Origin of the sequence: Microvirga massiliensis (assembly GCF_001006805.1) — a bacterium.
GTDB classification, from domain to species: Bacteria; Pseudomonadota; Alphaproteobacteria; order Rhizobiales; family Beijerinckiaceae; genus Microvirga; species Microvirga massiliensis.
This window is the reverse complement of the sequence record NZ_LN811350.1, coordinates 246,867-259,096: the sequence shown is the minus strand read 5'-3', so window position 1 is coordinate 259,096 and position 12,230 is coordinate 246,867. Positions and strand designations below refer to the sequence as shown.

Here is a 12,230-nt window from a genome sequence, read left to right as displayed (position 1 = left end):
AAACAACCTCGATCAGAGTGCGATGTAGCACCAATCAATTGAAGATCCGCTCACCTCGCGATTGCGGAAGTTCGACCAGCTTCATCTCCGTGCCGGTTGCAGACACTCCATGTCACCTGCGATCTACGGGGCCGGTTACGTTTTCGGGCACCACATCTCGGCCTGCGGCGAGGAGCCACCTCAAGTGCTCGGACGCGGCGGGGGAACTACAGGCTCAGCGGGGCGTTATCCGGCTCTAATTCCCCCTCCCCCGGGGCTGAGGATCTGTGTCCCCGGTCGGGATTAAGGACCGACTCGGAGGGTTTCCTTACGAGATGGTGACGCAAACCCAGCACAGGTGAGGAACTGTGCAGAAGGTCGCGTCATGGATAGGCCCGCAGCTTCGTTTCCAGAGGATTACCGCACCCCTACCGGGGTCAAAGGTCTGGACGACGTTCTCGGTGGGGGGATCACGGCAAATCGTCTGTACCTCGTGGAAGGCACTCCCGGCACAGGCAAGACAACCTTTTCGCTGCAGTTCTTGCTCGAGGGTGTCAGACACGGGGAGGCCGGGCTCTACGTCACCCTGTCCGAAACCGAAGCTGAGCTCCGAGCGGTTGCGCGAACACACGGATGGTCTCTCGACCAGCTTCAGTTGTTCGAACTCGTCCCGGAGGCCGGCCTCGATCCCGATCAAGAGCAGACCCTGCTGCACCCGTCGGAGGTTGAACTCGGCGAGACAGTCCACGGGATCATGGAGCGCGTCGAGACACTCAAGCCGAAGCGCGTCGTGCTTGACAGCCTTTCCGAGCTGCGCCTGCTGGCACAAAATCCTCTGCGCTACCGGCGGCAAATCCTGGCCCTCAAGCACTTCTTCTCAAGCCGCGATTGCACAGTTCTCGTGCTGGATGATCGAACTTCTGCACCCGGCGATCTTCAACTCCATAGTATTGCTCACGGCGTGATCTCGCTTGATCAGACTGCGACGGGGTTCGGCGCGGAGCGGCGGCAGCTTCGCGTCGTGAAAATGCGGGGCATCAAGTACAGCGGCGGCTACCACGATATGTCGATCAATACGGGCGGTGTTTGCGTCTACCCGCGCCTGATCGCAGCAGAGCATCCAGGCACGGCGGATTCTCGACTGTTCGCGACCGGAGTGAATGGCCTCGATGCTTTGCTGGGTGGCGGCCTCGTTCCCGGAACGACGACACTTCTCAGCGGTCCGGCGGGCGTGGGCAAGACAACTACCGCGGTGCGCTGCATGGTCTCCGGGCTCGAACGCGGCGAGCGAGCCGCATTCTTTCTCTTCGACGAACGCCTCCCGACATTGATGATGCGATCGGCAGCGCTCGACATGGATCTGCAGCCGCATATCGATGAAGGCCGTCTCCGCATCCGTCAAATTGATCCGGCTGAATTGTCTCCGGGCGAATTTGCCACGGCCGTTCGCACTTCTGTTGAAGTGGATGGGGCGGGGATTGTCGTGGTCGACAGCCTCAACGCATATCTGCAAGCAATGCCGGAAGACCGGCATCTGACCTTGCAGATGCATGAACTCCTTGCTTATCTCGGCCAACAGGGGGTGATAACCCTCATGATCCTGGGCCAACACGGACTCGTCGGTGACATCCGCTCTGACGTCGACCTGAGTTATCTGGCCGACACAGTCCTCCTTCTCCGGTTCTTCGAAGCCGACGGCGAGGTTCGAAAGGCCATCTCGGTCGTGAAGACACGGACCACTGATCACGAGCGGACGATCCGCGAGTTTCGTGTCGATGCAGCAGGCCTGAGCATTGGCCCTCCGCTGCGGGCTTTTCAGGGTATTCTAACGGGTGTTCCGACTTTCCGCGGCGACACGGCACCCCTCATGAACATGACATCGGCCGCCGCGGCAGCGCACGCGCTTGGCGAAGGCAGCGACGGCGCAAGCGATGAATGAGACAGTCCTAGTCCTGACGCCCCGGGGCCGAGATGCCGCCGTCGCAACGGACCTCCTGAAGCGTTACGGCATCACTGCATCGAGCTGCGAGGATCTAACTGCTCTGTCGATGGCGATTGAGCGTGGGGCAGGTGCGGCATTGGTCGCGGAAGAGGCGCTTGCTGGTGCCGGTCTCCTAGTATTGACGGACCATCTCGAACGGCAACCGCCCTGGTCGGATTTCCCGTTCATCGTCCTTGCCAACGGTCACAAGGGCGTTCGTTCGGCCCGCGCATTCGAAACGCTCGATCGTCTTCGCAACGTCGTCCTGCTTGAGAGGCCCTTGCACGCCGAGAGCATGGTTCGAGCGGTGCGCTCGGCCCTGAATGCCCGACGCCGTCAATACGAAGCGCGAGACGTTCTGACCCGGTCGCGAGAGGAACTCGAGCAGCTGGTCGCGGAGCGCACCCGCGAGCGCGAGGAAGCGCTGGCCCAGCTCCATGAAGCTCAAAAGCTCGAGACCATCGGCCAGCTGACGGGTGGCGTCGCGCACGACTTCAATAATCTGCTCACCCCGGTTCTGGGCAACCTTGATATGCTCCGGCGTCGGATCCCGGCGGACGATCCGCGCTCTCAGCGGCTGATCGAAAATGCGCTTCAGGCGACTGGCCGGGCAGCAACCCTCGTGCAGCGCCTGCTGGCATTTGCGAGGCGGCAAGACCTTCAGCCAAGGGCAGTCGATGTATCAGGCCTTCTGATTGGCATCGAGGATCTTGTGACGCGCTCGATCGGTCCGACGATCGCGGTATTCGTCGATGCACCTCCAGACCTGCCGGCGGCACGGGTCGATCCTAGTCAGCTCGAACTCGCAGTGCTCAACCTTGCGATCAACGCTCGGGACGCCATGCCCGGAGGCGGCAGGTTGACCATCGAGGTCAGTTTTGAGGAGGTAGCAGCGCCACGCGGCGACCGGCTCAGGGAGGGCCACTACGTTCGGATTTCGGTCATTGACACTGGAGTGGGCATGGACGCGTCAACGCTGAGACGCGCCATCGAGCCGTTCTTTTCTACGAAAGGGCTCGGGAAGGGTACGGGGCTCGGCCTCTCGATGGTGCACGGACTTGCTGCGCAGTCAGGCGGTGCGCTGATCTTGTCGAGCACGCCTGGGATCGGCACCCGGGCAGAGCTTTGGTTGCCGGCTGCCGACGAGGAAGCGGCGGCCAACGAGCAGAGCCAGGCCGAGGTGATCCAGGCCGCCTATCCAGCGACAGTGCTCCTCGTCGATGACGAGGAGCTCGTTCGGGTCGGCACCGCCGAGATGCTGATCGATCTCGGCTACTCTGTCATACAGGCGGGTTCCGGAGTTGAGGCGCTGGGAGTGCTGCGAGGTGGCGAAGTCCAGATCGATCTTCTCGTGAGCGACCATCTGATGCCAGGAATGAGTGGTGCAGACCTCCTGCGTGAAGCCCACAGGCTTAGGCCTGAACTTCCAGCCCTCCTGATGACGGGCTACACCAATCTTGTCCAAGGGCCTGCGGTCGGGTTACCCCGGCTCGCCAAACCATTCAGGCAGGCGGACTTTGCCGCCCGCATTGCCGAACTCATCGACGCCCGACGATTGCGCGACAACGTTGTTCCGATCCCGGAGGCCAGGCGCTCTCAGCAGAGATCAACTGAATAGCGGTCTGGGTTCCGCGCTGACCTGAGCATCTCGATCAGGTCCGACGTCGCAGCGGCTGGGTGCTTGATCACCGATCATGACACAGGAAAGCAGGCCGCCGCGATATCAGGATCCCGGCCAACCTCGTGTCGGACTCGTTTTACTTGAGCGCTTCGATCAGCGCCTGTGCCTCTCTGAGGTCGGGCGTATCGAAGCCCTCCGTGAACCAGCCATAGGTTCCCGCCAGAAGCTCGTGTGCTTTCAGGCGCTCGCCCGATTCTGCCCAGAGGCGCGCGAGCGAGGTCGCAGCGCGCAGCTCCCAGGATCGCGCCGCCCGGGATCGTGCCGTCTCGAGGGCGAGGCGCAGGCAATGCTCGGCCTCGCCGTCACCGGTGGCTGCGTGCGCAAGCAGCAGTTCGCCTTGGGCGCGCAGCAACTCGGGCTCGATCCAAAGTTCACCTGTGTCACGAGCACATTGGAGCGCTGCGCGGATCAGTTCGAGCGCGGCGTCGAGCTCGCCCACCCGTGCCTGGGCGCGCGCGAAGAGCGAGAGATAGTAGGGATGGAGAAAGAGCGTGCCGCGTTCCTGACGCTCGGCCAATCCCATGCGCATGAGATGGACCGCGTCGTCGATCTCGCCTTCGCGACTCAACACCCAGCCTCGGAGTATCTGCGCGTCGGTCCGATAGTTGGCGAAACCCTGCTCGGCTGCGAGCTCGAGCGCCGCGTCGGCTTGGCTCCTGAGCCGCGCACGGTCCCGGCACAGCTGAAAGAGCGGCATGCCCCAGTTGAGAGCGTGGACGATGATTTGCGGGTGGGCCAGTTCTCGGGCAAGGGCCAATCCGTCCTCGTAACAGGCGCGGGCCCGGTCAGGGTAGCCGAGGCACCAGCTCGTGAGCGCGGCGTGATTGCGGCTGCACACACCGGGATCGTGCGCGCCGTAGGTGAATGCGAGCGCCCCGTGCCGCGCCCGGTCGTAGAGCTCCCATCCTCGCTCGCATGAGGCGCGTGCAGCTTCGTATTCCCCCAGAAAGCTATGGGTGCTCCACTCGGCATGGCAGGCCTGCAGGATCTGGTCGGTGTCCCGATCGCGCTCGGCCCAGGCATTCAGCCGGTCGACGATCTGCCTCGCCCGACGGTGCTCGGCTCGGCCGATGCAGACGTGCCATAATCCCCATTCGGCAATGAACTGCTGCCTGGCATCGCCGATCTGCTCCGATAGGTCGCGCACCTCGACCCAGGTTCGTTCGACCGTCTCGGAGGCGAGGCCGGTCACGTTGACGAGGACTGCACCGACCGAGCTCTGCAGGGCCGCCTCGCGTCGCCTCCGGCCGATGCTCTCCGGCAGATCCCGTAGCTGAGTCAGCGCGCGCTGGAAGTGTGCGAGCGCCTCCTTCCCTGCTGCGCGCGAGACCGCCTGGCGACCGGCTTTCTCCCAATAGGTCACGGCCCCTTCGATGTCCCCGCCTTCGCTGAGATGGCGGGCCAGCACTTCCGGGGGCGTATCGATAAAGCGCTCCTGCAGGATCTGGGCGATGCGTGCATGCAGCTCCTGGCGCCGGCCGTGCAGGAGGCTGGCATAGGCTGCCTCCTGCACGAGCACGTGCTTGAAGGCGTAGGTCGCGTTGGGCGGCATGGTGCGCCGGAAAACGAGCTCGGCGGCCGCAAGATGGCCGAGCGCCTGGTCGAGTTCGCTCTCGTCCAGCCGCGCTGCGGCAGCCAGGAGATCCTGCGCAAACTCCCGCCCGATCACGGAGGCGATCTGTGCCACTTCCTTCACGGGGGCCAGCCGGTCGAGGCGGGCCATCAGCGAGTCGTGCAAGCTCGCCGGAATTGCGAGCGGTGGAAGAGGCTGCATGAGCTGCCACTGATCGCCGGCTTCCACCAGCAGCCCACTCTCGAGCACGGTCTTCGTCAGCTCTTCGACAAAGAGTGGCACTCCGTCGGCCTTGCTCACCAGCTGCTGCAACACCTCCCCGGGCAACTTCTTGCTGCCGGTGATCCGCTCGATCATGGCCACGCTCTGCCGATGGCTGAGGCGATTGAGCAGGAGAGCCGTCACGTGCGGGTGATGGCCCCAGGGATGCACGAACTCGGGCCGGAAGGTGACCACCAGCAGAACCGGAATCCGTTGAATTTGAGCAATGGCGAGATCGAACTGGTCCAGGCTGGATGGGTCGATCCAGTGTGCATCCTCGAGCAACACCACCACGGGACGCTGTTGCGCGAGACCGACGAGTTGCTGCAACCAGAGCTCCTGGGTCTTCGTCTTCCTGGCCTGCGGGCTCAGCGCGGGAAGCGGATAACGGGTCCCGGTTGGGATGCCGAGGAGCGCGGCCGTCATGGCCGTGGCATCCGCCGTCTGCGTCCCGCTCAGTGCGAACAGAGCCTCGAGCCTGTCGAGCTTCACATCGGGCGGGTCTTCGCGCTGGATGCGCGCGCCACGCTCGATCTGATCGAGGATGGGATGGAACGCCGTGTTCCGATGAAACGGCGAGCAGAAGTAGCGCAACGGCGTATGCGGTTCGTTGGCAAGCCGGTCCTGTAGGCTCTGGACGATGCGTGACTTCCCGATCCCGGGCTCCCCCGCGAGCAGAACCACTTGACCATCGCCGTCCCGGGCCTGCTGCCAGCGATCCAGCAGGAGCCCGAGCTCGTGCTCGCGCCCAATGAGCGGCGTCAGTTGTTGACCGTGCAGCGCCTCGAAGCGGCTCTCCGAGTGGTTTCCTTCACTCACCCTGAAAGCCAGCACAGGATCGGCAAAACCGCGCAGCGAGAGCGGGCCGAGATCGGTAAACGTGAAGAGGCTTCCGAGCAGGCGGCGCGTGCTTTCGGCGATCACGACGGCGCCCGGCCGAGCGAGCGCCTGCAACCGTGCGGCGAGATTGGGCGTTTCACCGACGACCAGCTCTTCCTGCGCGACACCCTTGCCAATGAGCTCGCCGACGACGACCGGTCCGGTCGCAATGCCGATCCTGGCCGCGAGAGGATCGCCGGCCGGCGAATTCAGCCGTGTCACAGCTGTCGCGATGGCTAGCCCCGCCCGCACTGCGCGCTCTGCGTCCTCCTCGTGCGCCTTCGGCCACCCGAAGTAAGCGAGGATCCCATCCCCCATGAATTTGGCGATGTGACCGTCGAACAGTTCGATCTGGCCCACGACAGTCTGCTGATAGACCCTCAGGATCTCGCTCATCGCCTCGGGGTCGAGCTTGCGGCTGAGTTCGGTCGAGCCAGCAAGATCGACGAACATCAGCGTGAGCTGCCGGCGCTCCGCGTGAGGCGAGGGAACAGCAGGATGTGCATCTGCCGGACGGGCGTCATCGAGCGATGGTGCGTCGCTCGCGCCGCGGAGAGAAGCGATGGCCTCCAGCATCCGGCGCCGGTCGCCGACCGCAACGACGCCCATGTCCCTGAGGTCCTCGATCGTCAGCTTGGGCAGCACATCGGCATCGATCAGATTGTCGCGGAACGCTTGTTCGTACCGCTCCAGCCCGAGGGTTTTGAGCCAGGCTGCGACGTCCACGTGCCCCTCCAGACGATCGTCCAGGGTCCGCGCTCGATTGCAGTGTTATCTTAGCCTAAATCGTTGGCGGGTGCTCGACCGGTCATCAAGGGGCCGGCCAACGCCCCGGGCAATTTGGCCGCCTTCGCTCGCTGTCTGCTACGGATACTGGACTGCCAAATGTCCGAACGGGCCACGCCGGACCTGCGGGAGACGCGGAGCTCCTCGATGCGCTCCACCGAGAGGCCGTCCAGAGTCGGCTTCTTCCAGGGAGAAAGCCGGTCGGGTGGCGGGGTGTGAGATGCCATTACGCCCAAGCTTTCACCCCGGGCGGATCGGCCGAAGCGGCATTCGTCAGCAATCGACACCAGTCACTCGGCAAGTGAATAATCCAAAAGGAATTCGAAGTCTTCGACTCTTCGGGAAATTTCGCGAGGCGGGAATGACAACGGGTGATTTGAAGCTCGTCGTGATCACAGGTGATCTCCAAATCCGTAGCAATGGAAACGGTCCGAAGAACGTGGAGGAGCAGACGTTCCCCAGGCCCATTCTATGACCGAAGTTGACTCTGAGCGGCCCTTCGATTGAGGCGCCGGGAATGGCCGCGATGGGTGGGGTTCTGCCATAGCAGGCGGTGCGGGCCACAGCAGTGGCTTGGCGAAGATACCGATCCTCGTTCAATGGCCGTCCGCGAGAAACTGCCGGATTTCGTCAGCCAGCCAGTCGCGCACGGCACACACTTTGGGGTTGTCCTGGTTGCCCGGCCGATAGACAAGGTCGTAGCCACGCTCGGCCTCGAGCCGCATCTGTGGGAATGGGGCAACCAGACGACCGGCGGCAATGTCTTCGGCCACCAGTGCGCTGCGCCCGAGCGCCACGCCTTCCCCGCGAATGGCTGCCTCGATCACCATGCTGCCACGGCTGTAGATTGGCCCCCGAGACCTTGGGGGGGCATCCACTCCCGCCATAGCAAACCATTGTTCCCAGGTGGCCAGCCAGTGGTCCTCATACAGCAGGCGGTTCTCGTGCAGCAGTCTGCACTCGGCAAGGCTCTCGACCGTCAGTAATCCACCCATGTCCGCCCGATAGGCGGGGCTGCACACCGGCGTGATGGTTTCCTCCAGGATGCGCTCGGAGGCGACGTGCGGGTAGCGGCCATTGCCGTAGCGCACAGCCGCATCGACTCGCCCGTCAGTCAGATCGGCATCGGTATCGGTTACGTCGAGATGAACATCGAGTTCGGGGTGGCGAGCCATCAGGCGGTGCAGGCGTGGACCCAGCCACTTGCTCGCGAACGAGATGCCTGTGCTGATGGTCAGTCGCCCTACACTCTTCTGCCCACGCAGACGTTCGGCCTCCCGCGTCAGGTCTCCCAACAGGCGGGTCACGGCTACGAGAAACGCGGCCCCCTCGTCGGTCAGGACGATCCTCCGGGTCATGCGCCGGAACAATGGAACGCCAAGATGATCTTCGAGGGTCTTGATGTGTCGGCTCACCGCGCCGTGGGTAACGTGTAGTTCCTCAGCGGCCAGCGTCATGCTCAACAGGCGTCCGGCTGCCTCGAAGGCGCGCAGGGTTTGCAGAGGAGGAAGGCGATTAAACATGGGTCCGCATGCGTGAGTTTGGCTCACACGTTACGTGAGGACAAATGGTTTGTCAGCGAGCAGCGTCCTCACCAAGGTGGGGCAGCCGCAGTGACGGTATCTCTTCGTTTCCTTGCAGACGCGTTCATGTTGAACCAAAGCGCAGTGGGTCCCCGTTCCGAAGTCTCCCTTTCGCCCGTCGCTCCCCGCGATGCGGCCCCCTCCCTGCGCAGCCTCGCGGCATTGCTGCTGCTCGCCGTCATGTGGGGACTTTCGATCCCGGTGACGAAGCTCGGTCTCTTGACACTGCCTCCGTTGACGCTGACCGCGCTGCGGTTCGCCATTGCCGTGCCGTTGTTGCTGCTCTTCACCGTGGGCCGGCAGCGGCTGCCATGGCGGGCGCTCCCACGCGTAGCCGCCCTTGGTGTGCTGGGCATCGGCGTGGGCCAGGTTGCCCAGACCTTCGGCGTCGCCGGCACGTCGGCCTCGGTCGGCACCATCATCTCGGCCACCATCCCGGTCTTCATCGTGGTTTTCGCGGCGCTCCGCCTCAAGCAGGCTGTGTCGGGCCGGCAGAAACTGGGATTGCTGGCGGCTTTCGCGGGCATTGCCCTGGTTGCGTCTGATGGGCAGCCGTCGTCGGCTGTGTTCCAGACCAGCGTGGGCGGTGCCGGTCTCCTGTTGCTCTCCGCGCTCGCGATCGCGTTCTATTACGTCTGGAGCGTCGAACTCACCCAGGAGCATGGCACCGCCGCCGTGGCGGCTTGGAGCACCCTGTTGGGCTTCCTTGCGCTGCTGCCCTGGGCAGGCTGGGAGATGTGGCTCGTTCCACTCCACCTTACAGCTCAGGCGATCGGGGCTGCGGCCTATCTGGGTCTCGTGGTGACCGTCGCGGGCCTGTTCCTGTGGCTGCACCTGCTGCGCACCGTCCCGGCCGGGATTGCAGCGAGCGTCCAGTATCTTCAGCCGGTGGTCGGCGTCGCCGCTTCGTCTGTGATGTTCGGCGATCAGATGGGAGCGCTCTTTGCGGTCGGCGTGCTCCTGGTCCTGGCTGGCCTCGCTCTGACCATGGCCTCCCGCAGCAAGGCGGTGTGACGGTCAGCAAGGGGTCGACAGCGCGGAAGAGCCACGGGGTGAACCCAAACGGCGGCTCTTGGCACTTCTTGGAAGTAGACCGAACGTCCGCTTCGGAGCGACGAGCCGGTCCTTATGTAGCTTGGTATATTTCTCGGTGTGACCCGGAGGCGACGTGCCCTGCCGGAGGGCTAGAGCATGTCCGGATCAGCCTTCCGGAGGCCGACCGCTCGGGACACGGCACATTCATTAGCCGCGCTGACAACCTTTCGCGCAATTCCCGATCGAAGTTGTGTAGTCCCAGGGTGTGATGGTGCATTCTTGAGCCGAAAGGCGGAGGATGTACTCTGGCAGCAAGTCTTCACGATTGCGCCCGCACGACGCCACGCGTTCGAGCCGAACTCCAAGCGGCGCAAGTAGCAACCCGCGCCACCTCATCCCGAAACCATACACATCCAGGTGCTCGCCAACTGGTATCCACTCTTTCCAGGCTATCACTACGACCCGAGCCGCCGCCAATCCTCGCCGGTCTCTGCGGTGCTGGTCGAGGCACTGCGCGACCACGGGTGAAACGACGGTATTCCGAACCGATCGGCGGCAGGGTGAGCGCGGATCGGTGAGAGGGATGGCACGAGTTGATTGCGGCCGCCCTCTGCTCGACTTGCGCGTCGACGCTCGAACCTGGCGAGCTCAGTAGAGCACAATCTCATCGCATAGGCAGACCGCATGGGCACTGATTGGGACGTCGTGATCATTGGGGGCGGAGCAGCGGGTATCGCCGCGGCGCGCCGGCTGGCCGGCAGTGGACTTGCCGTGCTGTTGCTCGAGGCTTCGCAGCGGATCGGCGGCCGCGCCTGGACGGTCGAGGTGGCCGGACTTGCGCTCGACCTTGGCTGCGGCTGGCTCCATTCAGCCGATCGCAATCCCTGGGTCGGCATCGCCGAAGCATCCGGCTTTGCCGTCGACCGTAAGAGTCCGGCCTGGGGCCAGCAATACGGCGACCTCGGCTTCTCACGCGCGGATCAGAAAGCGGCCGCTGAAGCGTTTGCCGCATGGCACGAACGGCTGGTGGCCGCTCCGCCGCAGAGCGACTGCGCCGCCGATGCCCTGGAGCCCGGCGGGACATGGAACGGCTATCTTCAGGCGATGAGCGGCTATCTCAGCGGCGCCGGCCTCGAGCCCCTATCGGTTGCCGACTATCTCGCCTATGACGCGGCTTCAACCGGGCACAATTGGCGGCTGCCGGCCGGATACGGCACGCTCGTCGCGGCGAGCCTGCCGCCCACCGTCGCGATTCGCCTTGCCACTCCGGTCGAGGCCATCGACCTCGAGGCGGCCGGCGTGAGCCTCGTCACGCGGGCCGGAACCATCTCTGCGCGGAGTGCCATCATCACCGTCTCGACCGCCGTGCTCGTCGGCGACACGATCAGGCTGCCGTCCGCACTCGATGAGTGGCGTCATGCGGCCGCGGGCCTGCCGCTCGGACGGGACGAGAAGCTGTTTCTTGAGATCGTCGGCAACAGCCCCTTCGCGCCCGAGACCCATGTGCTGGGCGACCCGCGTGATGCGCGTACCGGAACCTATTACATTCGTCCGTTCGGCCGTCCGGTGATCGAGGGCTTCTTCGGCGGCGACGGGGCCCGCGTGTTGGCAGAAAGCGGGCCTGCGGCCGGCTTCGCCTACGCGATCGATCAGCTCGCGGCGCTGTTCGGCTCGGACGTCCAACGCAGGCTGCGCCCGCTGGTGGCCTCGAACTGGGGCAGAATGGAGCACGTACGGGGTGCCTACAGCTACGCTCTTCCCGGGCGTGCGGCGGCGCGGGACGTGCTGGCCCGCCCGTTCGAGCAGTGGCTATTCTTCGCCGGCGAGGCGACCCACCGCCACGACTTTTCGACCGCCCATGGTGCTTACCAGAGCGGGATCCGGGCGGCCGAGGAAGTGATCACCGCGATTGAGGCGCACGCACCCTAAGCGCCTTTGTCAGGTCTTGTTGCGTCATTGACGCCGTTTGACGTCGGGGTTGGTCGGTGGGCTGGTACCGGCACACGGCGTCGCCCGACTCCGCCAGGGCAGGAAAGGATAGGCGCATGGTCGAGGCATCATGGGTTCCCAAAGGTCCGGACTTGGTAGTCGTCTGTGAAGAACGCGGCTCAAGCGCTTTGCTGGGCTGGTGAGCGGTCCGGAGCGGGGGCGAGGAGCATCAGGATCCAGGCGCACAAAAGGGCCAACCACCGGAGCAGCAGGCGGAAGTTGTAGCCGACCCCGGCGAGCACGGCATTGGTGGCATCGCCCGTGCTGTGCGCCAAGTGGTTGCGGCCCATACGGTGCTCATTCTTGAGATGGCCGATCACCGGCTCGACCGCCGAACGGCGCCGGAAGGCGCGCTTGATCGCCGGGGTGAGCCCACGCTTCTGGCCCGCGACATAGACTTTGAAGCGCTTCTCCTTCGGCGCGTGGTGGCCCTTATAGCCGGCATCGGTGACGATCCGCTCAAGGCTGACCCCGATCGTGGCC

6 protein-coding genes and 1 pseudogene are annotated in these 12,230 nt (G+C 64.4%); 4 read left to right on the top strand and 3 right to left on the bottom strand.

The window, feature by feature from the left end; all coding sequences use genetic code 11:
* Positions 1 to 364: 364 nt before the first annotated feature.
* On the top strand, positions 365 to 1,918 hold the full coding sequence (locus tag BN1233_RS01115; RefSeq protein WP_046861668.1) for an ATPase domain-containing protein: 1,554 nt from the start codon (positions 365 to 367) through the stop codon (positions 1,916 to 1,918).
* Entirely contained in the window at positions 1,911 to 3,578 is a 1,668-nt protein-coding gene (locus BN1233_RS01110) for an ATP-binding protein (RefSeq protein WP_082145156.1), read from the top strand. Before BN1233_RS01115 ends, BN1233_RS01110 begins: the two co-directional genes overlap by 8 nt.
* 139 nt (positions 3,579 to 3,717) lie before the next feature.
* Here the strand turns inward: BN1233_RS01110 and BN1233_RS01105 are convergent, their stop codons facing one another.
* Both BN1233_RS01105 and gcvA read right to left on the bottom strand, forming a co-directional pair.
* Positions 3,718 to 7,080: an AAA family ATPase gene (locus BN1233_RS01105; protein WP_046861667.1), complete on the bottom strand. Its 3,363-nt coding sequence runs from the start codon at positions 7,078 to 7,080 to the stop codon at positions 3,718 to 3,720.
* A gap of 656 nt (positions 7,081 to 7,736) precedes the next feature.
* Positions 7,737 to 8,663, bottom strand: coding sequence for a transcriptional regulator GcvA (gene gcvA, locus BN1233_RS01095; protein WP_046861665.1), 927 nt, complete (start codon positions 8,661 to 8,663; stop codon positions 7,737 to 7,739).
* Positions 8,664 to 8,789: 126 nt separating this feature from the next.
* Here gcvA and BN1233_RS01090 point away from each other — a divergent pair, with 126 nt between their 5' ends.
* Complete coding sequence (locus BN1233_RS01090) at positions 8,790 to 9,737, top strand: DMT family transporter (protein ID WP_082145080.1); 948 nt, start codon at positions 8,790 to 8,792, stop codon at positions 9,735 to 9,737.
* A gap of 705 nt (positions 9,738 to 10,442) precedes the next feature.
* Positions 10,443 to 11,687, top strand: a complete 1,245-nt coding sequence (locus BN1233_RS01085) for a flavin monoamine oxidase family protein (protein WP_046861664.1) — start codon at positions 10,443 to 10,445, stop codon at positions 11,685 to 11,687.
* A gap of 179 nt (positions 11,688 to 11,866) precedes the next feature.
* Here the strand turns inward: BN1233_RS01085 and BN1233_RS01080 are convergent.
* Positions 11,867 to 12,230: pseudogene (locus BN1233_RS01080) on the bottom strand (IS5/IS1182 family transposase); the annotation flags it as partial.